The following is a 21229-nucleotide window of genomic DNA, read 5'->3' as shown; positions in this document are numbered from 1 at the left end:
AACGCAGAAGGTGACCTACGTGATGAACCGCCCTCTCGCCTGCCCTCTGGCCGTCGCGACCGCCCTCGCGCTCGCGGGTTGCGGCCTGCTGCCGGGCGGTGGTGACCAGGACCGCACGGTGAGCGTCTGGCTGATGCGGGACAGCGTCAGCGAGGACTTCCTCGAGCGCTTCACCACCGCGTACGAGGCCGAGCACCCGGGCGTGCGGCTGAGGTTCACGATCCAGGAGTGGACCGGCATCGGCAAGAAGGTCACCGAGGCGATCCAGGGCCGAGGCGGCCCGGACGTCATCGAGGTCGGCAACACCCAGGTCGCCCAGTACGCGGACACCGACAAGCTCTTCGACCTCACCCTGGAGTCCGTGCGCGACCTCGGCGGCGAGGACTGGCTGCCCGGCCTCGCCGAGCCCGGCCGGATCGGCGGATCGCAGTACGGCATCCCCTGGTACGCCGCCAACCGGGTCGTGATCTACCACAAGGACCTCTTCCAGGCGGCCGGGGTCACCCGGCCGCCGGCCACCCGCGCGCAGTGGCTCGACGACACGGAGAAGCTCGCGAAGAGCGGCTCCCAGGGCATCTACCTCGCCGGACAGGACTGGTACACCCTCTCCGGGTTCGTCTGGGACGAGGGCGGCGAACTCGCCGTCGACAAGGGCGGCGAGTGGACCGGCGCCCTGGACAGCCCGGCGGCGCTGCGCGGGATGGACTTCTACAAGAGACTGCAGGCCCTCGGCTCCGGCCCCAAGAACGCGGACGAGCAGACCCCGCCCCAGGCCGACGTCTTCGCCCGGGGCGACGTCGCCCAGATCATCGCCACCCCCAGCGCCGTCCCGGCCATCACCAAGGCCAATCCGGCACTGAAGGACAAGCTCGGCTTCTTCCCGATACCCGGCAAGAAGGCCGGACAGCCCTGCGCGGTCTTCACCGGCGGCTCCGACCTGATCATCCCCGAGAACGCGCCCGAACGCACCGCCGCCATCGACGTCGTCAAGGCCCTCGCCGGCGAGAAGTGGCAGGCCGAACTCGCCCGCGCGATGAACTACGTCCCCAACAAAACCACGCTCTCCTCCGTCGTCCAGGGCCAGGAGGCCACGGCCGTCATGGCCGTCGGCGCGGCCCGCGGCCGGGCCACGCCCAACTCCCCGCAGTGGGCCGACGTCGAGGGCGCCAACCCCATCAAGCCGTACATGACGGCGGTCCTCCTCGGCGAGGACCCGAAGCAGGCGGCGGAGCACGCCTCCGAGCAGATCACCCAGGCGCTCGCCGAATAGCATTCAGCGCCTCCACACCCGCGAGCCCCCGAACGGTCACGTCGAATCCAGCCGGTCACGGAAGAAGTAAGGAGCCGGACCACCGCCCCGCGCGGCCCGGCCCTCACCGTCCCCTTCCGTGCCACCGGAGGAGCCCGACATGCCCGCACCGTCGCCCGCAGCAGCCGTCGCCGTCGCACCAGCGGTCGACGGTGCCACCGCCCCGGCCCCCGCCGTGCCCGTCCCCGCCGGCCTGCCGGCGCCCGCCCGCATGCCCGCGCCCGGGGGTGCGCCCGCCCGCGTGCCCGCCCAGGCCACCGGTCCCGCGGCGGCCGGGGCCGCTCCCGTCGACCAGCCGCGCTACGTCGTCCGCCTCGCCCGCGACGAGGACGAGGTCCGCGCCGCCCAGCGGCTGCGCCACCAGGTCTTCGCCGGTGAGCTGGGCGCCCACCTCGACGGCCCGGAGCCCGGCCTGGACATCGACGCCTTCGACGCGTACTGCGACCACCTGCTGGTCCGCGAGGAGACCACCGGCGAGGTCGTCGGCACCTACCGGGTCCTGCCGCCCGAGCGCGCCCGGATCGCCGGACGCCTCTACTCCGAGCACGAGTTCGACCTCGGCCGGCTCGCCCCCCTCCGCGACGACCTCGTCGAGGTCGGCCGCTCCTGCGTCCACCCCGCCCACCGCAACGGCGCCGTCATCGCCCTCGTCTGGGCCGGGCTCGCCCGCTACATGACCCGCACCGGACACAACTGGCTGGCCGGCTGCTGCTCCCTCCCGCTCGCCGACGGCGGCGCCCTCGCCGCCGCCACCTGGGACACCGTCAAGGCCAAGCACCTCGCCCCCGAGGAGCACTGGGTCACCCCGCACCGGCTCTGGAGCCCCGACGGCATCGCCCGCCCGCGCGGCCGCACCGAACTCCCCCCGCTGCTGCGCGGCTACCTCCGCCTCGGCGCCCGGGTCTGCGGTGCCCCCGCCCACGACCCCGCCTTCGGCGTCGCCGACCTCTACGTCCTGCTCTCGCTGCGCGACACCAACCCCCGCTACCTGCGCCACTTCCTCTCCCTCGCCCCCGCGCCGTGACCACGGCCCCGTCCGCCTGGCTGCCCACGGCCCCCTGCACCCCGGGCCGGTGCACCGCCCACCACGGCCCCGGCTGCGCCACCGTGGGCCTCGCCCGGGCCGTCCTGCGACTGGCCACGGCCCTCGCCGTGATCCTCACCGGCGTGCTGCTCGCCCCCCTCGCCGGGCCGCTGCCGCCCCCGGCCCGGCGCCGGCTCACCCGCCGGTGGTGCCGGACGGTCGTACGGGCCTTCGGCGTACGCGTACGGATCACCGGGAACCCGGACGCGCCCGCCGGGCCGGCGCTTGTGGTCGCCAACCACATCTCCTGGCTGGACATCCCGCTCGTCGCCGCCGTCCTCCCCGGACGCATGCTCGCCAAGCGAGAGGTCAGGACCTGGCCCCTCCTCGGGCCGCTCGCGGCGCTCGGCGGCACCCTCTTCATCGACCGCGACCGACTCCGGGCCCTGCCCGGCGCCGTCCGCGAGCTGACCGGGGTCCTCGCCGGCGGCGGCCGGGTGGTCGTCTTCCCCGAAGGCTCCACCTGGTGCGGGCGGGCGGAAGGGGCGTTCCGCCCGGCCGTCTTCCAGGCCGCGCTCGACGCGGGAGCCGACGTACGGCCGGTCCGGCTGGACTACCGCCCCGCGGGACCGGCCGCCTTCGTGGGCGAGGATCCGCTGGCCGCCTCGCTGTGGCGGATCGCGACGGCCCGGGGACTCACCGCGGACATACGGATATCGGATCCAATATCCAGCCTCCAGTATCCGAACCGGCGCGCCCTCGCGCGCGCGGCTCAGCGCGCCGTCGCCAGCGACAGCGCGAACCGCCCCTCCGCATCCGTCCACCACCGGGCCGGCTCCAGACCCGCCGCCCGCAGCTCCTCGCGCACACCCGCCTGACGGAACTTCGCCGACACCTCCGTCCGCACCTCCTCACCCGCCTCGAACGGCACCACCAGGTCCAGCTCCGGGATCTTCACCGTGACCGCCTGCCGCGCCCGCAGCCGCATCTCGATCCACTCCTGCTCCGCGTTCCAGAGCGCCACGTGGTCGAAGTCCTCCGGACGGACGTCCGCGTCCAGCTCGCGGGCGATCACGGACAGGACGTTCTTGTTGAACGCCGCCGTCACCCCCGCGGCGTCGTCGTAGGCGGCGACCAGGGTCGCCTCGTCCTTCACCAGGTCCGTGCCGAGCAGCAGGGCGTCGCCCGGCGCCATCATCGCCCGTACCGAACGCAGGAACACCGTCCGCTCGGCCGGCAGGAGGTTCCCGATCGTGCCGCCCAGGAACGCGACCAGGCGCGGCCCCGGCGTCCCCGGCAGGGCGAGGCCCCGGGTGAAATCGGCGACCAAGGCGTGGATGTGGAGCCCGGGCCGCTCCGCGAGCAGCGCCTCTGCGGCGCCCGTCAGCGCCGACTCGCTCACGTCCACCGGCACGTAGCTCTCCAGGGCGGGCAGCAGCGCGTCGATCAGGAACCGGGTCTTCTCCGAGGAGCCGGACCCCAGCTCCACCAGGGTCCGGGCCCCGGTCGCCGCCGCGATCTCGGGCGCCCGGGTGGCCAGGATCTCCCGCTCCGCGCGGGTCGGGTAGTACTCGGGGAGCCGGGTGATCTCCTCGAACAGCTCGCTGCCCCGGGCGTCGTAGAACCACTTCGGCGGCAGCTGCTTGGGGGTACGGGTCAGACCGTGCAGCACGTCGGCGCGCAGATCGGCCTCGGTGGCGTCCTCGGGCAGGGTGCGGGTCAGCTGGAACGGGCTCACGCGGAGGGCTCCTTGAGCGGGGTCAGGGTGACGTCGGTGCGGGTGGCGGTCAGCAGCGTGCGGTCCGGCACCTCGCGCCAGAGGGGGTCGTCGTCGTAGGGCTCCGAGGCGACGACCGTGCGCGGCGAACCGCTCCGGTCGGGGCCCGTGAGGGAGAAGAGCGTGTTCCCCCAGGTGGTCGCGGTGATGGTCGAACCGTCGGTGAGCAGCAGGTTCAGCCGGGAACCGGGCGCGGCGCCGGCCGCCTCCCGAACGGTGTCGGTGAGGGCTTGCTCGGGCGGGTCGCCGGCCCGCAGCCGGTGCAGCACCAGCGCCCACACCAGCGCCGAGTCGCTCCGCGCCTCGAGCCGCAGCCACTCCTCGGGCGAGAGCGCGGCGGCCGGGCCGGACAGCGCGTCGGGCCAGCCCTCCACCGCTCCGTTGTGGCTGAACAGCCACGGCCCGGCGCCGAACGGCGCCGCCGCGGCCTCGCCGTCCGCCCCCGGCAGGGTGGCACCCCGGACCGCGGCCAGGAAGGCACCGGCGCGCACCACGCGCGCGAGATCGACGAAGGAGGCGTCGGCCCAGACGGGTACGGCCCGGCGGTAGCGCGCCGGGACCGGGTCGCCCTCGGCGTACCAGCCCACCCCGAAACCGTCGGCGTTCACCACACCGCTGACCTGCGTCCGCGGCTCCCACGCCTGCCGCGACAGCGAGTGCTCCGGCGCGAGCACCAGCTCGCCGATGGCCACGGGGGGACCGAGATAGACGACATGGCGGCACATCAGCGGACCTCCGCGTCCCGGGCGGTGCGGAAGCCGGCGAAGATCTGGCGCCGCACCGGCAGGTCCCAGTTGCGGAACGTCCCCCGGCAGGCCACCGCGTCGACGGCGAACGAACCACCCCGCAGCACCTTGTGCTCCGGACCGAAGAAGACCTCCGAGTACTCCTTGTACGGGAAGGCCGTGAACCCCGGATAGGGCAGGAAGTCGCTGTCCGTCCACTCCCACACGTCGCCGATCAGCTGCCGTACACCGAGCGGCGAGGCGCCCTCCGGGTAGCTGCCGGCCGGAGCGGGCCGCAGGTGCCGCTGACCCAGGTTGGCGTGGCCCGGCTCCGGGTCCGCGTCGCCCCAGGGATAGCGGCGCGAGCGCCCGCTCGCCGGGTCGTGGCGGGCGGCCTTCTCCCACTCGGCCTCCGTCGGAAGCCTGCGCCCGGCCCAACGCGCGTAGGCGTCCGCCTCGTACCAGCTGACGTGCACCACGGGCTCGTCCTCCGGTACGGGCTCGGTCACCCCGAACCGGCGGCGCAGCCACTGCCCGCCGGAGCGGCGCCAGAACAGCGGGGCCGCGATGTCGTGCTGCCGGATCTGCGCCCAGCCCTCCGCCCGCCACCACCGTTCGTCGGTGTAGCCGCCGTCCGCGATGAACGCCATGAAGGCGCCGTTGGTGACCGGGACGGTGTCGATGTAGTACGCCGGGAGGACCCGGGGGTGCGCCGGGCGCTCGTTGTCCAGCGCCCAGGGTTCGTCGGAGGTCCCCATCGTGAACGCCCCCCCGGGGACCAGGACCTCGACGGGCAGCGGCCCGTGCGGCGCGGCCGGCGGGGGAGGGGCGGTCAGCGCGGCCGGCCCGGTGCGCAACTGATGCGTGATCAGCATCGTCTCGTCGTGCTGCTGCTCGTGCTGGGCGATCATCCCGAACGCGAACGCGGCCTCCACCAGCGGGCGGCCTTCCAAGGGGGTCCGCGCCAGGACGTCCAGCACCCGGCTCCGTACGTCCGAGGCGTACGCGCGGGCCTCACCGGGCGGCAGCAGCGGCAGCGTCGGCCGGCTGGCGCGCGGATGCTCGAAGGCGTCGTAGATCGAGTCGATCTCCGGCCGCAGTGCGTCGCGGCCGGCGACCGCCCGCCACAACCACTGCTCCTCCTGGTTGCCGATGTGCGCCAGGTCCCACACCAGTGGGGACATCAACGGCGAGTGCTGAGCAGTCAGTTCGTCGTCCTCGACGCAGGAGGTGAGCAGCGCGGTGCGCTCGCGCGCCGTGGTCAGCGCGTCGAGCGCCCGCTGTCGCAGGGCCGTCGGGTCGTCGGTCACGGTCATGACGCCACCTTCCGCAGGTCGTCGGCCGGACAGCCTCCGGGGATCACATGGCGCTCGTGGAACGCGGCCACCGCCCGCTGGACGGACTCGCTCGCCCCGAGCCGGGGAAGCGCCTCCAGCGCGGTGGGGAACGCCACCAGCGCGGCGGCGTGCAGATCCGGGTCGGCCAAGCCGTCGCGGGCCGCCGCCAGCCACAGCGGGTTGCGCGGCGGCGCCTGGCAACCGGCGTACTCCGCCAGCGGCTTGACCGCGCGATAGACGGTCTCGGCGGCCTCCGGGTCGTCGAAGAGCGCGGTGGCCACGGCCACCGGCACGATCCAGCCGTCCTCGCCCGGCTGTGCGTCGATCATCCGCAGCTCCAGGTGGCCCCGCGGCCGTACGGGCGGGAAGAGCGTGGTCATGTGGTAGCGCAGGTCCTCCTCGGTCGGCGGCCGGGGCCGGCCGGTGCGCAGCCACTCCCGGAACGTCAGTCCCCGCGGCACGTGCCACGGCCCCTCGTCGGCACGGACGCACATCACCGGGGTGTCCAGCACGTGCGCGGCCCAGGCCGCACGCGGCTCGCCGTCCGCCGGGACGGGGGCGAGGGCGCGCGCCGGGTCGAGGTCGGTCCACAGCGCCTGCCGGGCGGAGCGCCATCCGGTGTGGCGCCCGCCGTGCACGGCGGAGTTGGCGAACGCGGCGACCAGCACCGCGCCGAGCAGGTGGGCCAGCCGCCACCGCCGGTGGTAGCCGAGGGGACCCGGCTCCTGGTGACCGGCGTCCAGACAGACCTGGACCGACGCCGAGTCGCACATCATGGCCCGGCCGGCCGGGCCCGTACGGTCGAGGGCGGCCTCCATCGCGTCGTAACGGGGCTCGCGCAGCACCCGCTCGCGCGGCGTCTGCCACGGATCGACGCCGTAGCCGCTGAGGGAGAGTCCGAGAGGGCCGAGCGTGGCACGCACCGCGTCCAGGTCGGCCGAGAGGGTGTCGACGCACTCCATGAGGGAGGCGGCGGGCGGGGAGCTGAGTTCCAGCTGCCCGCCCGGTTCGAAGGTGAGGGCCGACGCGAGGGGTACGGCCCGCACGGAGTCGACGGCCGCGGCCAGCCGCCGGGGCGGGACGGGGAGCCGCGGATCACGCAGCTCGTGGACGAGCCATTCCACCTCCACCCCGACCGTGCGGGGCGGGCCCGTCTTGAAGCAGATACATCGCAGCAGATCCTCCGCCTCGTCCTCGGTCAGAAGCGGACCGTCCGGCGGTATGCCGCTCGACGACATTCGGTTCCTCCTGTCTTGGAAGCCGCTGATTCCACCTAAAGCCACCTCCGGCGGGCGTGCAAGACCGCCCCCTCGGCCCCCACGGGGAAATCCCCTTGCTCCCGCGCCACGGAGTCGATCAAGCTGACGCCATGAGCGCACGACTGCGGGGGATCGCGAAGGAGACCGAGGAGATCGTCGAGGCGGGCCACTACCGCGCCCCCGACGGCCGTCGGGTCTCGATGGAGGCGGCGCTGAGCGCGGCGGTGGACGGCACCCGCCTGTACGGCCCCGATCCCGTCCCCGTCACCCCCTGCGGCGAGCGCCCCACCTCCGTCGAGGTCACCGACGAGAGCAGCCTCGTCGCCGCCCGCCGTCTGACCGCCGCCGGCCCCGACCCGGTCGCCGTCCTCAACTTCGCCTCCGCCCGGAACCCGGGCGGCGGCTATCTCAACGGCGCCCAGGCCCAGGAGGAGGCCGTCTGCCGGGCCTCCGCCCTGTACACCACCCTCCTGCGCGCCCCCGAGTACTACGCCCACCACCGCGCCGAGCGGGACGCCTTCTACACCGACCGGGTCATCCACTCGCCCGGCGTGCCCGTCTTCCGCGACGACCGGGGCACGCTCCTGAACGAGCCGTTCACGGTCGGTTTCCTCACCTCGCCCGCCCCGAACGCCGGCGTCATCCGCCGCCGGTCCCCGCGGCTCGCCGACCGGATCCCGGCCGCGCTCGCCGCCCGTGCCGAACGGGTCCTGGAGACGGCCGTCGCGGCCGGCTACCGCCGGCTCGTCCTCGGCGCCTGGGGCTGCGGCGTCTTCCAGAACGACCCGGCCGAGGTGGCGGGCGCCTTCCGCGCACTGCTCACGGGCGACGGCCGCTTCGCCGGCCACTTCGACGAGATCGTCTTCGCGATCCTGGACCGTACGGCCGACAGGACGACGCTGAGCGCGTTCCAGCGGGTCTTCGCGGAGGCCTGACCAGGGCCGGGTCGTCGCGCAGGCCTGATCCAGGGCCGGGTCCGCGGCCGGTCCGACGAAGGCCGGTCCGACGAGGGCCGGTCGGACGAGGGCCGGTCGGACGAGGGCCGGTCGGACGATGCCGGTCGAACGGAGCGGGGCCGGCCGGCGGTCGGGTCGGACCGCGGTCGGGCCGACGGGGCCGCGCGAAGCGCCGCCGGCGCGCCCGGATGGGCCACCCGTGGGGCGGGGCCCGGACGGCGGCCCGAGGCTCGGACCATGGCCTTCGCGACCTCCCCCCGTAGACGACGCGCCCGGTCCGCCGCCCTGGTGACCGGCCTGTTCGCGTGCGTCCTCGCCATCCTCCCGGCCGGCCCGCCGCGCCCCGCGCGGGCGGCGACCGCCCCGGACCCGTCGCCGTCCCTCTCCCAGGGCACGGCCGCCGCCGAGGAACCGCCGCCGCGCACGGTCTCCGCCTGGCTGCCCTACTGGGACCAGGAGGCCGCCTACCTCGCCGCCCTGCGTCACGCGGACCAGCTGCACACCGTCAGCCCGTTCTGGTTCGAGGCGAAGGCCGCCGACCGGATCGACCCCCACCCGGGGGCGGGTGAGCGGCTCGTCGTGGACGGCCTGCACCGCGCCGGCGTCAAGGTCGTGCCCACCGTCATGGAGACCCTGCCCTCCGGCGTCCTCGCCGACATCGTCACCGACCCCGCCCTGCGCGCCGCGCACGTGGACGCCCTCGTCGCCGTCGCCGTCAGCCGCGACTACGACGGGCTCGATCTGGACTACGAGTCCATCGCCACCACCGGCGACGCCGCCTACCCGGCCGTACGGAAGGGGTACGCCACCCTGGTCACGGACGTGTGCGCCCGGCTGCACGCCCTCGCCCTGGAATGCGTGGTCACAGTGAGCCCGCAGACCGCCACGACGGGCCGCATCTGGGACTACACCGCCCTGGGCAAGGCCGCCGACCGGGTGCGCATCATGGCGTACAACCTCCACTACGCGGGCGGCGCCCCCGGCCCGCTGGCGAGCACCGCCTGGTACGACGACCTGCTGCGCATCGCCACCTCCCTCGTGCCGCGCGAGCGGATCGAGCTCGCCCTGCCCGCCTACGGCTGGGACTGGGTCACGGCGGGGGAGGGGAAGACCGCACACGTGACCTGGAAGGAGGCCGAGGCGCTGCGCCGCGCCCAGCAGGCGCCCTACCGGCTCGACCCCGTCTCCGGCACCCCCCACTTCACCTATACGTCGGGGGCTCTCACCCGCGAGGTCTGGTACCAGGACGCCAAGGGCGTCGCCGGGCACCTGCCCGTCCTGCGCCGCCACGGCGTCGTGAACACGGCCCTCTGGGCGCTGAACTTCGAGGACCCCGACCTGTGGGCGGTCCTCGCGAAGGGCGCCGCCACACCCTGACATGCGCCGTGGGTACCCGCGTGCGAGTCTGAGAACGTCCCCCAGCGTCCCGCATTCCGCTCCAGGAATCACAGGAGGCACGATCGTGGGCAAGAAACAGACCCGGGTGAACCACGGAGCCCGAACGGGCGGACACGAACAGAAGACGACCGCGGCGGCGCAGGAACAGCCCGGCTCGTCCGCGGCGAGCCGGCCCTCGCGCCCGCTCATCGAGCAGGTGTCCCACAAGAAGGAACGGAAGTTCGGCCACAACTGACCCGTACGGTACTCGGCCACAACTGACCCGTACGGTCACCACGGCCCTTCCTTCCGTGCGACGATCGCGACCGCTCCCGCGCTGAACGCGGGACGCGGACGCGACCGGGGCCCGGCGCCGTCAGAGCGCCGGGCCCCGGCCCGTCCCGCCGGCCCCGGTCCTGAGCCCCACCGCCGGACCGCCCACCGCCGGACCGGCCGTCGACCGCCCGGTCTACGGCCGGTCGGCGTCGGTGACCTCGATCGCCTCCCCCCGCGGCGTCGGCGGAGCCCCCGCGGCAGCCGATGCCGGGGAGTCGGAGGACCCGTTCGCGCCCGCGCCGGGGCTCATCGTGGACAGCAACTGACGGGCCACACCGAGCCCCGTCCCGCCCATGGCCAGCGCCTTGGCGAACACCTCCGCCATCCCGTCGGCGCCGTTCAGGAGCACCATCTGGTCCACGTTCCCGAAGGCGGACGCCCCCGCCCGGACGATCTCCGGCCAGTTCTCGGCCAGCTGCTGGGCGACCACCGCCTCCTGGTTCTCCGCGAGCGCCGCCGCCCGCGCCTTGATCGACTCCGCCTCGGCCAGACCCTGCGCGCGTGCCGCCTCGGCGACCGCGAGACCCCGCGCGTGCTGCGCCGCCGCCTCGGCCTCGCCGGTCAGCCGGGTCGCCGTGGCCCGCGCGGCGCTCGCCAGCTCGGTCTCCTTCGCCTCCGCCTGCGCCGCCGAGATCCGGGCGTCCCGCTCTGCCTCGGCCAGCGTCCGGGTCTCGTACGCCAGGGCGTCGGCCGGCTTGCGGACCTCCGCCTGGAGCTGCTGTTCCTTGCGGTGGCCCTCCAGCTCCGCCACCCGGGTCTCCTGGACGACGACCTCCTGCCGTGACGCCGCCTCGGCCAGCGGACCGGCCTGCCGCGCCTTGGCCGACGCCTGGTCCCGCTCGGCCTGATAGCCGGCCTGCAGGATCTCGCTGTCCCGGGTGGCCTCCGACATCCGCGCAGCGGCCTGCTGCTCGGCCTCCGTCGCCCGCCGGTTGGCCTCCGCCTGCGCGATCCGGGCGTCGCGCTGGACGGCGGCCGCGTGCGGGGCGGCCAGGTTCTTGATGTAACCGGTCGGGTCCTCGATCTCGTGGATCTGCAGCGAGTCGACGATCAGACCGAGCTTCTCCATCTCCGTGCCACACGCCGAACGGGCCTGCCCGGTCAGCTTCTCGCGGTCCCGGATCATGTCCTCCACCGTCAATCCGCCGACGATGGCGCGGAGATGACCGGCGAAGACGATGTGGACCCGCTCCGACATCAGCTTCTGCTGATCGAGGAAGCGGCGGGCCGCGTTGGCGATCGACACGAAGTCGTCACCGACCTTGAAGATCACCACGCCGCGGACCTTGAGCGGAATGCCCTGGTGCGTCACGCACTCCACGGACAGCTGGGTCTCGTTGAGGTCGAGCGACAGCTTGCGAACCGCCTGGACGCCTGGCACCACGAGGGTGCCGCGCCCCGTGACGATCCGGAACCCCATGCCCTCGCCGAGCCCCTCCATCTTGTGGTTGGAGCCGGAGATGATCAGTGCTTCGTTGGGTTCCGCGACGCGCCACATCATTTTGAACAGCACGATGAGGACGATGACGGCGCCGCACGCGACGCCCGCCAGGATGCCGATGCCCATGGGCAGCTCCCCCTTCACCGGAGCCGCTCGGTTCCGGTGAAGGGAGTGTGCGCCCGTGCGGCCCGGCACTCAATGGATCGGTCAACCGCCGTACGCGGCTGTGACATAGACGGTGCGTGGAGGGAGATGTTCCACGACAGTCACGACCGTTCCGGTCTCGATTCGGGCCTCGCCCACGGCCGGATAGGCGAGGAAGTGCTCGGCCCCGCCCCGGATCCGGACGATCACCTCACCGACGAGACCGGGCCCGACGGTGCCGGTGACCCGGCCGAGCATTCCCACCATCGAGACGTCGTCCATGACCAAAAGGTACGTCAGATCCAGCCCTCCAGAGCGGTCATGAACCCCTCGAAGTCGTCCCGGTGGATGGTGTGTCCGGCGCCGGCGACCGTACGGACTTCGAAGCCGCGCTCCTTCAGGAGCCGGGCGTTCCCGGGGGACACCAGCCCGCTCGGGTCGGCCAGTGTGATCAGCGAGGGGACGGCCGGGCGCAGCGGCCAGGCGTCCCGCCCGGCGAAGTCCACGAGACCGTGCGCCGTCCGCTCGTCCCACAGCCGGACGGTCTCCGCCTCGACGGCGACGTCCTCCTCCGCCCAGTGGGGGTTGAACTGCCGGATGTGGTCCGCGGTGAAGGCCTTGGCCCGGGTGAACAGCTCGGGGCGGTAGCCGCCGACCCCCGCCGGCAGGTGCCAGGCCGGGTCGGAGTACACCGCCCGGCGCGGTACCAGCCGCTCCACGGCCAGGGCCAGCGCCAGCGCGCCGAGCGAATGCCCGAGGGCCAGCTCGGCCCCCCGCGGAAGGTTCTCGACCAGGTCGTCGGCGTAGTGCGCCGGGGTGTACTCCTCGGGGCCCGCGGCCCGGTCGCTGAGCCCGTGCCCGCGCAGGTCCACGGCGGTCACGCGGTACCCGCGGCCGGCGAGCGCGGGACCGACCCGGCGCCAGGTGCGATGGTCGCTCAGGATGCCGTGGACGAGCAGCGCGTCCCGGTCGCCGGATCCCCAGGTGGTCGTGTGCAGCCGCACGCTCGTGCCTCTCGCTCCAGGCGCCGGTGCTCCCGGCGCGCGCGGTACGGATCGGACGCACGGCCGGTGCGCCGAGTACGACCGTACGACCGCGTCGCGGGTCGGCGGCGGGTATGCGCCACTCCCCGGGCCGGCGGGGTGGACGGCGGCGGGCCCGGGGGCGGCCGCCCCTGCCGGTCTCCCGCGGGCCGGGAGGAGACGGGTGGCGGGCGGTGACACGTGCCGGTGACGCGTGTGAGCACGGCCCGGCCCCGAATCCGGCCATCCGGCAGAGCCCGGTCCTGAGGTGTCTGGAAAGATGCCGGAGCGATGAGCCAGTCACCGAGACAGTCCGCCGAGCGTCCCGTACCGACCAGCGCCGATGTCGCGCGGCTCGCGGGCGTGTCCAGAGCCACCGTGTCGTACGTACTGAACAACACCGCGGCCGTACGGATCAGCGAACCGACCCGCCGCCGGGTACGGGAGGCGGCCGAGGAGCTGGGCTACGTACCGCACGCGGCGGCCCGCAGCCTGCGCGCCGGCCACAGCCGGATGGTCCTGCTGCCCACCGCGCACGTGCCCGTGGGCCCGCTGTACAACCGGTTCTTCAACGAGCTCCAGTGGGCGCTGCGCCGCCTCGACTACACCGTGGTGCAGTACGGAAGCCTCGGGCTCGACGGCGACGAGGCCGCCCGCGCCTGGGCCGAGCTCCGCCCCGTGGCCGTTGTCTCCCTCGGCGAGGTCCAGCTCACCCCGCAGGGCGTCGAAGTCCTCAAGCGCTCCGGCGCCAAGGCGGTGATCACCGTCGGGTCGCAGCGGATCGCAGGGGCGCACGCGCTGGTCATGGACCAGGCGCGGGTGGGACGCGTCGCGGGGGAGCACTTGGTCGAGCGCGGCAGCCGCCGGATCGGCGTCGTGGTCCCCGAGGAGCCCGGCCTGGAGATGTTCTCCGGCCCGCGGCTCGACGGCGTCCGCCAGGCGGCCGCGCGGGGCGGCGCCACCGTCGTCCCCCTGCCGCTGCGGTACGACGAGGCGTCGGCGGACGCCCTCGCGGCGGGCTGGCGGGAGCTGGGCCTGGACGGTGTCTTCGCGTACAACGACGAGTACGCGATGCTGCTGATGCGGGCGCTCCAGGACGCGGGCGTCGACATCCCGGGCGATACGGCGCTCGTCGGCTCGGACGACCTCCTCCTCGGGCGGCTGCTGCGGCCCCGGCTGAGCACCGTCCAGATCGACATGGTGATCGGCAGGCACCTGGCCGAGCTGGTCGACCGCGCGGTCCGCGACCCGGAGGCGGTGCCGGAGGCGCACGACCTGATGGCCTCCCGGCTGGTCCGCCGGGAGTCGAGCTGACCCGCCGTCCGGCCTGAGGGCATCCGAGAGCCACGGGTCCCCCCTGCACGGGCCCCCCGCACGCCGCTTTCCGCGCCCGATTCCCGGTCGTCCGGCGGGAGCCGCGTCGAGCGCTTAGCGTCGGATACATGAGCAAAGTTCCACAGCGTTTCGAGATCCTGCTCGTCCCCCAGCACGTGCTGGACCGTGGCGGCGCCTCCGTGGACGACAGCGCGGTCCGCTCCGCCGTGGTCGAGGCCAGTGGCCGGCAGGGGGCCTCCGGCTATCCGCGCTACGAAGGCCACGGCCTGACCGCCGAGATCGACCCGGAGACCCGTACCGTCGAGGCCCTGCTGGTGGACGGCCGCGAACTCGACTACGGCCTGACGGCGCTCATCCGGACCGCCCCGGCCCCCTGAGACCGGCCCCCTGAGACCGTTCCCTGAGCCCGGCCGCGCGCCCCTCAGGCCGGCGCCCTTCCCCCTGACTTCCGTACAGCGGATGTAGACGCCATGCATCGGGCTCGGGGCCGTTGACAGGACGAGCGGTCCGGCAGAGACTCGGGCCGCACGATCACGAAGGAAAGTTCACCAGGCGAACAGATCCTGTCGAAGGTCCCCGTGGGAGAGAACCGATGACCATCCGCGACGTCTTCATCGTCGACGCCGTCCGCACCCCGATCGGCAAGTTCGGAGGCGCTCTCTCCTCCGTACGCCCCGACGACCTCGCCGCCCATGTCGTCCGGGAGCTGGTCGGCCGCGCCCCCGACCTCGACCCCGCCAGGATCGACGACGTCTACTTCGGCGACGCCAACGGCGCCGGCGAGGACAACCGCGACGTGGCCCGCATGGCCGCCCTCCTCGCCGGGCTCCCCGCCTCCGTGCCCGGCGTCGCCGTCAACCGGCTCTGCGGTTCCGGCCTGGAGGCCGTGATCCAGGCCGCCCGCGCGATCGCGCTCGGCGACGCCTCCGTGGTCGTCGCGGGCGGTGTCGAGTCGATGTCCCGCGCGCCCTGGGTCCTGCAGAAGCCCGAGCGCGCCTTCCCGGCCGGACACCAGCAGCTGCACTCCACGACCCTGGGCTGGCGCATGACCAACCCCCGGATGCCCGCGGAGTGGACCGTCTCCCTCGGCGAGGGCGCCGAACTGATCGCCGACAAGCACGGCATCACCCGTGCGCGGCAGGACGCGTTCGCGCTGGCCAGCCACGAGAAGGCGGCCGCGGCGTGGGCGAAGGGGCTGTACGACGGCGAGGTCGTCCCCTACCCGGGCGCGGAGCTCGCCCGGGACGAGTGCATCCGGGACACCACCTCGCTCGAGGCTCTCGGCCGGCTGAAGCCCTCGTTCCGCCCGGACGGGGGCACGGTCACGGCGGGCAACGCCTCGCCCCTCAACGACGGCGCCGCCGCCCTCCTCCTCGTCGACGAGGACGGACTGCGGGAGACCGGCCGCGAGCCGCTCGCCCGGATCCGCGCCTCGGCCGTCACCGGCATCGAGCCGCAGCTCTTCGGGCTCGGCCCGGTCGAGGCGGTCCGGCGGGCGCTCGGCAAGGCCGGCCGCTCCTTCGCGGACCTCACCACCTTCGAGTTGAACGAGGCCTTCGCCGCCCAGTCCCTCGGCTGCCTCGCCGAGTGGCCGGAACTCGACCCCGGCATCGTCAACCCGCGCGGCGGCGCCATCGCCATCGGCCACCCACTGGGCGCCTCGGGCGCGCGGCTCGCCGGCTCGGTGGCCCACCAGCTCGCGGCGGCCGGCTCGGGCACCGGCCTCGCCGCGCTCTGCATCGGGGTCGGCCAGGGTCTCGCGCTGGTCCTGGAGCGCTGAACCCGCCGCCTGCGGCGCGCCAGCACGAAGGGGCGGTACGGATCTCTCCCGTACCGCCCCTCCGTCTCCGTCCGTCCCTGTCGGCCGGGCCTACTGCTTCGCTTCCTCGATCGACTTGCGCACCTCGTCCATGTCGAGCTTGCGCGCCTGGCCGATCACGTCCTCCAGGGCGGCCTCCGGCAGCGCGCCGGGCTGCGCGAACACGGCCACGTTGTCGCGGACGATCATCAGCGTCGGAATCGAGCGGATCTCGAAGGCGGCGGCCAGCTCCTGCTGGGCCTCGGTGTCGACCTTGGCGAACACCAAGTCCTCGTGGCGCTCGGACGCCGCCTCGAAGACCGGCGCGAACTGACGGCACGGACCACACCAGGAAGCCCAGAAGTCGATCAGAACGAAGTCGTTGTCACTCACGATCTGGTCGAAGTTTTCCTTGGTGAGCTCAACAGTGCTCATACTTCCTGCCTCTCCGGTCTCCTGGCGGTCTCCTGGCGGTGTCCTTACGGTCCCCTGGGGACTCGCCCCGCACAACGGCGCGTCGAGCCTCGCTATTCCGGGACCGCAGGGCGGCGCCTTCCCCTGTGGCCACCGCGCACACCTGCCACCAGACTGGGGCCATGACTCAAGCGGTGAAGCAGGCGTACGACGTGGTGGTGCTGGGAGCGGGACCGGTGGGCGAGAACGTGGTCGACCGGGCCCGGGCGGCCGGACTGAGCGTGGCGGTGGTGGAGAGCGAACTCGTCGGCGGCGAGTGCTCCTACTGGGCGTGCATGCCCAGCAAGGCGCTGCTCCGCCCGGCGATCGCCCGTTCCGACGCCCGTGCGGTCCCCGGCCTCCGCCACCTGGTCCAGGGTCCGCTGGACGCCCGGGCCGTGCTCGCCCACCGCGACTACTACGTCTCGGACTGGAAGGACGACGGCGCCGTCGGCTGGCTCGACTCGACCGGCGCGCGCCTGGTCCGCGGACACGGCCGCCTGACCGGAGTCCGCGAGGTCGCCGTCGACGGACCCGAGGGCGAGCGCCACCTCCTCACCGCCCGGCACGCCGTCGCCGTGTGCACCGGCAGCCGCGCCGCCCTGCCCGACCTGCCGGGCCTGTCCGGCGCCCGGCCCTGGACCAGCCGCGAGGCCACCAGCGCGCACCACGTCCCGGACCGCCTCGTCGTGGTGGGCGGGGGAGTGGTGGCCGCGGAGATGGCCACCGCCTGGCAGGCGCTCGGCTCGCACGTCACGATGCTTGTACGCGGCGGGGGCCTGCTGGAGCGGATGGAACCGTTCGTCGGCGAGCACGTCGCCGACGCCCTGACCGAGCGCGGGGCCGACATCCGTACCGGAGTCTCCGTGTCCGCCGTGGTCCGCGACGGGGGTACGGGGCCGGTCACCGTGGTCCTGGAGGGCGGCGACCACGTCGAGGGCGACGAGGTCCTCTTCGCGACCGGCCGCGCCCCCCGCACCGACGACATCGGCCTGGAGACCGTCGGCCTGGAGCCCGGCTCCTGGCTCACCGTCGACGACAGCCTACGGGTCACCGGCCACGACTGGCTCTACGCCGTCGGCGACGTCAACCACCGGGCCCTCATGACCCACCAGGGGAAGTACCAGGCCCGGATCGCGGGCGCCGCCATCGCCGCGCGCGCGGCCGGGGACGCCCTGTCCGGCAGCGATCCCTGGGGCGCCCATGAGGCCACCGCCGACCACGCGGCCGTACCCCAGGTCGTCTTCACCGACCCGGAGGCCGCGGCGGTGGGCCTCTCGCTCGACGAGGCCCGGCGCGCCGGGCACCGCGTCCGCGCCGTCGACCTGGACCTCTCGGGCGTCGCGGGCGCCGGGCTCTACGCCGACGGCTATCGCGGCCTCGCCCGCATGGTCGTGGACCTGGAACGCGAGATCGTCCTCGGCGTCACCTTCGTCGGGCCCGGGATCGGCGAACTCCTGCACTCGGCGACGATCGCCGTTGCCGGCGAGGTCCCGATCGCCCGCCTCTGGCACGCCGTCCCCGCCTACCCGACGCTGAGCGAGGCGTGGCTGCGGCTCCTGGAGGCGTACCGCGACGGCGCGGGCACGTCATGAGCGGTAAGGCAGCGTCATGAGCGGGACGGGCACGTGCGGGACGGGCGCCCGCGAGGTTCGGCGCGCGAGGGGAGGCGTGATGCCGTGAACGGCGTCCCGCAGGCCCCGAGGGATGGTTCCTCGGGCGAGCTCGCCAACGACTACGACGGTCCGTGCGCGGTGTGCGGGGCGGTGGTCACCGCGGGTGCGGGCGTGCTCCGGCACGGCCGCACCGGCGGCTGGAAGGTCTACCACCCCGAGCACGTACGGGAACCCACGCCCCCGGCCCGTCTGGACCACTCCGGCTGGCACCGCCGGCCCCTCCTGGCCCTGGACATCGCGACCACCGGGAACCGGGCGGCCGTCGACCGGATCCTCACCGCCTCCGTCCGGACGAGCGACGGCGTGGTGCGGGATTGGATCGTGGATCCTGGATCCAATCTCCTGTCGGTGGCGTCCGGCAAAACACATGGCATGACCATCGAACGGGCCCGGCGGGAAGGCGTTCCGGCCGCGGACGCCCTCGGCGAGGTGGCCGACCTGCTCGCCGGACACCTGGCCGCGGGGGAGCTTCTGGTCGTGTGGTTCGCCCCGCACGTCCTCTCCCTCCTCCACGCCGAACTGCTGCGCCACGGCGTGGAGGTGCTGACGGCGCGGCTGCCGGGCGGCGTGGCCCCGGTCTGCGACCCCCTCGTCCTGGACCGGCACGCGGACCGCTACCGCCCGGGGCGCCGTTCCCTGGAGGCGGTCACCCGGTGGTACGGCATCCCGCACACCCGCCCCAGCGACGCGGCCTCCGACGCCGAGGCCACCCTGGCCCTGGCCCAGGTCGTCGGCGCCTGTTATCCCGCGATCGCCCGGCTGTCCCGGCCCGTGCTCCACGCCGAACAGATCATCTGGAACGCGGAGTCGTCCCGTCACCGCCCCGGCGCCCCGGACTGGCCCATGACCCCGGTGGAGCCCCTGCCGTGGGAGGAGCCGCCGGCACGCTGACCCCGGCCCCGGCCCCTGACCCCGGCCCCGGCCCCTGACCCCGGCCCCGGCCCCCGCCCGGCATCCGGCCGCCGGGGCCGGGGTCAGGCTTCCGGAGTCTTCGGAGCCCGCTCCTGAGCCCGTACCGGCACCAGGCGGGCCGCCGCCGCCCGCGCCGCCTCCAGAGCCGGGCGGGGATCGCGCCCCTGCTCCTGGCCGAGGACCACCCGGGTGCTCAACCCGTCCAGGAGGGCCAGGAGTTCGGAGGCGCGCGCGGTCACCTCGGCCGCGTCCATCGGGGCGAAGCGGCGCTGGGCCACCCCCTTGGCGAGCAGTGCTTCCAGGTCCTCCTGCCAGCCGCGGTCCAGTTCGCGCTGCGCCTCGCCCAGGGACTCGTTGGCGGGCGTGCGGGCCCAGAGTTCGATCCACAGCGTCCAGCGCGGGTCACGCGGGCCGCGGGGGAGGTAGAGCCTGAGGAAGAGGTCGAGCTTGCGCTCCGCCGTCAGTCGGCGGGACAGCAGCGACCGGCGCTCGTCGGCGAGCGCCGACTCGCTCCACCGCAGTGCGGCCAGCAGGAGCAGGTCCTTGCTGCCGAAGTAGTACAGGATGTGGCCGCCGCTCGTGCCCAGCCGTTCGGCCAGCGCCGACATCGTGAGCGCCGTCAGCCCGTCCTCGGCGATCGCCGCCATGGCCTCTTCGAGCATCCGCTCCTGGGTGATGTGCCCGTCGCGCCGTCGTGCCCCTGCCACCCGCTCCGCCTCCGCCGCGCCGCTCTGACGATGGTCACGACTCTAACCGCAGGTCCTCGAGGTCTTGACGCGGCGGGCCCCCGTCGCACATCTTGAATGTCGTTCTAAGTTCTAGAACAGCATTCAAGGTCTGCGGAGTGGTGGGAGCCGGAGTGGACACAGCACGACAGGCACAGGCGCGACAGGGCAGAGCGGCCGTCGACGGCCGCGACGAGGTGTTCCAGGTCGAGGGCCACGGCATCGACCCCATCCCCGACGCCGAGCGCCACGGCGGCGCCAAGGACCTCTTCTGGCTCTGGTTCGGCTCGAACCTCACCTTCACCTACGTGATCAACGGCGCCCTCGCCGTCGCCTTCGGCCTCTCCTTCTGGCAGGCCACCGCCGTCGTCGTGATCGGCGGGCTCTCGTTCTTCGCCATCAGCGCCGCCGGACTCAGCGGCGTCCGCACCGGCACCGCCACCCTCGTCATCTCCCGCGCGGCGTTCGGCGTGCGCGGCAACTGGCCCGCCGGCCTGCTCAACTGGATCGTCAGCATCGGCTACACCATCGTCAACACGGTCGTCGGCACCCTCGCCCTCGAAGCGCTGTTCGCCCACCTCGGCTGGGCCGCCGGCGGCACCACCCGCGCCCTCGCGCTCGCCCTCACGCTGACCATGACCTTCGCCGTCGCCCTCTGGGGCCACGCCACCGTCCAGTTCGCCGAACGCTGGATGGCCTACGCCCTCGCCGTCGGCTTCGCGGCCCTGCTGGTCTTCGTCCTGCCCGGCGCCGACACGGCCGTCCCGGCCACCGGTCCCGGCGCGGCCGGCTGGAGCCTCGCCTTCGTCGTCATGCTCGCCGGCCCCTTCTCGTACCTCCCCATGCCCGCCGACTACACCCGCTACCTCCCCCACACCACCTCCCTTAAGGCCCTCACCTGGAGCGGCGCCCTCGGCGGCTTCCTCTCCTCCGTGGCCCTCGGCGTCGCCGGCGTCGCGGCCGCCACCCAGACCGACATGACGGACGCGGTCGCCGGCGCGGAGGGACTGCTCCCGGGCTGGTTCCGGCCGCTCTTCCTCGCGCTCGTCCTCGGCGGCTCGGTCACCAACTCGATCATCACCCTCTACTCCTCCAGCCTGAACCTCCAGGTCCTCGGCATCCCGTGGAGCCGCGCCCGCGCCATCGTCATCAGCGCCGCCGTCACCGCCCTCGGTTCGCTCGGCGCGCTCTTCCTCACCGACTTCACTACCTCCCTCCTCGCCTTCCTCTCCCTCCTGATCATCGTCTTCGCCCCCTGGGGCGGCGTCTTCCTCGCCGACATGGTGCTGCGCCGCTGCCGCTACGACTCCGCGTCGCTGCACGCCGGCGAGCACGGGGCGTACTGGTACCGCGCCGGCTGGCACCCCGCGGGGATGACCGCGCTGCTCACGGGCATGGTCTTCGCGGCGCTCACCTGCGACTCGGAGCTGTGGACGGGCCCGCTCGTGGCCCCGCTCGGCGGAGCCGACCTCACCCTGCTCGGCGCGGCGGTCTCGGCGCTGGTCTATCTCCTCCTCGCACGCCGTACCGTCACGCCCACCCCCGTCCCCGTGCCCGCGCCCGCCGCGCACCCGTAACCCCGCCGCTCCCCACGCGGCCACACACCACCCACGCGCCCGTCAC

Annotated in this window: 21 protein-coding genes; 12 read left to right on the top strand and 9 right to left on the bottom strand. The window is 74.0% G+C overall.

Annotation, left to right across the window (positions count from 1 at the left end; all coding sequences use genetic code 11):
• Positions 1-19 precede the first annotated feature (19 nt).
• The 3 genes from ACFZBD_RS02745 (at position 20) to ACFZBD_RS02735 (ending at position 3211) form a co-directional block, all read left to right on the top strand.
• Positions 20-1270 carry an extracellular solute-binding protein gene (locus tag ACFZBD_RS02745; protein WP_391134167.1) on the top strand — a complete coding sequence of 417 codons (1251 nt, stop codon included), beginning with the start codon at positions 20-22 and terminating at the stop codon, positions 1268-1270.
• 250 nt (positions 1271-1520) lie between these two features.
• Positions 1521-2333, top strand: coding sequence for a GNAT family N-acyltransferase (locus tag ACFZBD_RS02740; protein WP_391135899.1), 813 nt, complete (start codon positions 1521-1523; stop codon positions 2331-2333).
• Positions 2330-3211: a 1-acyl-sn-glycerol-3-phosphate acyltransferase gene (locus tag ACFZBD_RS02735; protein WP_391134164.1), complete on the top strand. Its 882-nt coding sequence runs from the start codon at positions 2330-2332 to the stop codon at positions 3209-3211. The genes ACFZBD_RS02740 and ACFZBD_RS02735 overlap by 4 nt, the downstream gene beginning before the upstream one ends.
• On the opposite strand, the gene egtD is transcribed toward ACFZBD_RS02735, so the two are convergent.
• The 4 genes from egtD to egtA are packed head-to-tail and all read right to left on the bottom strand — an operon-like array spanning position 3106 to position 7410.
• Complete coding sequence (gene egtD, locus ACFZBD_RS02730; protein ID WP_391134161.1) at positions 3106-4071, bottom strand: L-histidine N(alpha)-methyltransferase; 966 nt, start codon at positions 4069-4071, stop codon at positions 3106-3108. The two genes, ACFZBD_RS02735 and egtD, sit on opposite strands and share 106 nt — an antisense overlap.
• Entirely contained in the window at positions 4068-4835 is a 768-nt protein-coding gene (egtC, locus tag ACFZBD_RS02725) for an ergothioneine biosynthesis protein EgtC (RefSeq protein ID WP_391134158.1), read from the bottom strand. The genes egtD and egtC overlap by 4 nt, the downstream gene beginning before the upstream one ends.
• Positions 4835-6151, bottom strand: coding sequence for an ergothioneine biosynthesis protein EgtB (egtB, locus tag ACFZBD_RS02720; protein WP_391134155.1), 1317 nt, complete (start codon positions 6149-6151; stop codon positions 4835-4837). The genes egtC and egtB overlap by 1 nt, the downstream gene beginning before the upstream one ends.
• Positions 6148-7410: an ergothioneine biosynthesis glutamate--cysteine ligase EgtA gene (egtA, locus tag ACFZBD_RS02715; protein WP_391134152.1), complete on the bottom strand. Its 1263-nt coding sequence runs from the start codon at positions 7408-7410 to the stop codon at positions 6148-6150. Before egtA ends, egtB begins: the two co-directional genes overlap by 4 nt.
• A 131-nt stretch (positions 7411-7541) precedes the next feature.
• Here egtA and ACFZBD_RS02710 point away from each other — a divergent pair, with 131 nt between their 5' ends.
• From ACFZBD_RS02710 to ACFZBD_RS02700, 3 genes are all read left to right on the top strand, one after another.
• Positions 7542-8366 carry a TIGR02452 family protein gene (locus ACFZBD_RS02710; protein ID WP_391134149.1) on the top strand — a complete coding sequence of 275 codons (825 nt, stop codon included), beginning with the start codon at positions 7542-7544 and terminating at the stop codon, positions 8364-8366.
• Between the two features lie 258 nt (positions 8367-8624).
• Complete coding sequence (locus tag ACFZBD_RS02705; protein ID WP_391134146.1) at positions 8625-9764, top strand: glycosyl hydrolase family 18 protein; 1140 nt, start codon at positions 8625-8627, stop codon at positions 9762-9764.
• An 85-nt stretch (positions 9765-9849) separates the two neighbouring features.
• Positions 9850-10020 (top strand): hypothetical protein, encoded by a 171-nt coding sequence (locus ACFZBD_RS02700; protein WP_391134144.1) that lies wholly within the window; start codon positions 9850-9852, stop codon positions 10018-10020.
• A 213-nt stretch (positions 10021-10233) separates the two neighbouring features.
• On the opposite strand, the gene ACFZBD_RS02695 is transcribed toward ACFZBD_RS02700, so the two are convergent.
• The 3 genes from ACFZBD_RS02695 to ACFZBD_RS02685 all read right to left on the bottom strand — a co-directional run bounded on the left by ACFZBD_RS02695 (position 10234) and on the right by ACFZBD_RS02685 (position 12689).
• Positions 10234-11667 carry an SPFH domain-containing protein gene (locus tag ACFZBD_RS02695; RefSeq protein ID WP_391134141.1) on the bottom strand — a complete coding sequence of 478 codons (1434 nt, stop codon included), beginning with the start codon at positions 11665-11667 and terminating at the stop codon, positions 10234-10236.
• An 81-nt stretch (positions 11668-11748) separates the two neighbouring features.
• On the bottom strand, positions 11749-11967 hold the full coding sequence (locus ACFZBD_RS02690; protein ID WP_365716109.1) for a hypothetical protein: 219 nt from the start codon (positions 11965-11967) through the stop codon (positions 11749-11751).
• Between the two features lie 14 nt (positions 11968-11981).
• Positions 11982-12689, bottom strand: a complete 708-nt coding sequence (locus tag ACFZBD_RS02685) for an alpha/beta fold hydrolase (protein WP_391134137.1) — start codon at positions 12687-12689, stop codon at positions 11982-11984.
• Between the two features lie 309 nt (positions 12690-12998).
• Here ACFZBD_RS02685 and ACFZBD_RS02680 point away from each other — a divergent pair, with 309 nt between their 5' ends.
• The 3 genes from ACFZBD_RS02680 to ACFZBD_RS02670 all read left to right on the top strand — a co-directional run bounded on the left by ACFZBD_RS02680 (position 12999) and on the right by ACFZBD_RS02670 (position 15822).
• Entirely contained in the window at positions 12999-14021 is a 1023-nt protein-coding gene (locus ACFZBD_RS02680; RefSeq protein WP_391134134.1) for a substrate-binding domain-containing protein, read from the top strand.
• Positions 14022-14149: 128 nt separating this feature from the next.
• A complete protein-coding gene (locus ACFZBD_RS02675; protein WP_391134131.1) occupies positions 14150-14419 on the top strand; it encodes a hypothetical protein in 270 nt (89 codons plus the stop codon).
• A gap of 215 nt (positions 14420-14634) precedes the next feature.
• Complete coding sequence (locus ACFZBD_RS02670) at positions 14635-15822, top strand: acetyl-CoA C-acyltransferase (RefSeq protein WP_391134128.1); 1188 nt, start codon at positions 14635-14637, stop codon at positions 15820-15822.
• Between the two features lie 90 nt (positions 15823-15912).
• Here the strand turns inward: ACFZBD_RS02670 and trxA are convergent, their stop codons facing one another.
• Positions 15913-16275 (bottom strand): thioredoxin, encoded by a 363-nt coding sequence (gene trxA / locus ACFZBD_RS02665; RefSeq protein WP_391134125.1) that lies wholly within the window; start codon positions 16273-16275, stop codon positions 15913-15915.
• A gap of 161 nt (positions 16276-16436) precedes the next feature.
• On the opposite strand from trxA, the gene ACFZBD_RS02660 reads away from it, so the two are divergent.
• Positions 16437-17888, top strand: coding sequence for an FAD-dependent oxidoreductase (locus ACFZBD_RS02660; RefSeq protein ID WP_391134122.1), 1452 nt, complete (start codon positions 16437-16439; stop codon positions 17886-17888).
• An 84-nt stretch (positions 17889-17972) separates the two neighbouring features.
• Positions 17973-18860 carry a 3'-5' exonuclease gene (locus ACFZBD_RS02655; protein ID WP_391134120.1) on the top strand — a complete coding sequence of 296 codons (888 nt, stop codon included), beginning with the start codon at positions 17973-17975 and terminating at the stop codon, positions 18858-18860.
• A gap of 83 nt (positions 18861-18943) precedes the next feature.
• Here ACFZBD_RS02655 and ACFZBD_RS02650 read toward each other — a convergent pair whose 3' ends face one another.
• On the bottom strand, positions 18944-19588 hold the full coding sequence (locus tag ACFZBD_RS02650; protein ID WP_391134117.1) for a TetR family transcriptional regulator C-terminal domain-containing protein: 645 nt from the start codon (positions 19586-19588) through the stop codon (positions 18944-18946).
• Positions 19589-19740: 152 nt separating this feature from the next.
• On the opposite strand from ACFZBD_RS02650, the gene ACFZBD_RS02645 reads away from it, so the two are divergent.
• A complete protein-coding gene (locus ACFZBD_RS02645; protein ID WP_391134115.1) occupies positions 19741-21183 on the top strand; it encodes a cytosine permease in 1443 nt (480 codons plus the stop codon).
• The last annotated feature ends 46 nt before the right edge of the window (positions 21184-21229 follow it).

This window comes from Streptomyces sp. NPDC008121 (genome assembly GCF_042957155.1).
GTDB lineage: Bacteria > Actinomycetota > Actinomycetes > Streptomycetales > Streptomycetaceae > Streptomyces.
This window is presented reverse-complemented; position numbering and strand designations above follow the sequence as displayed.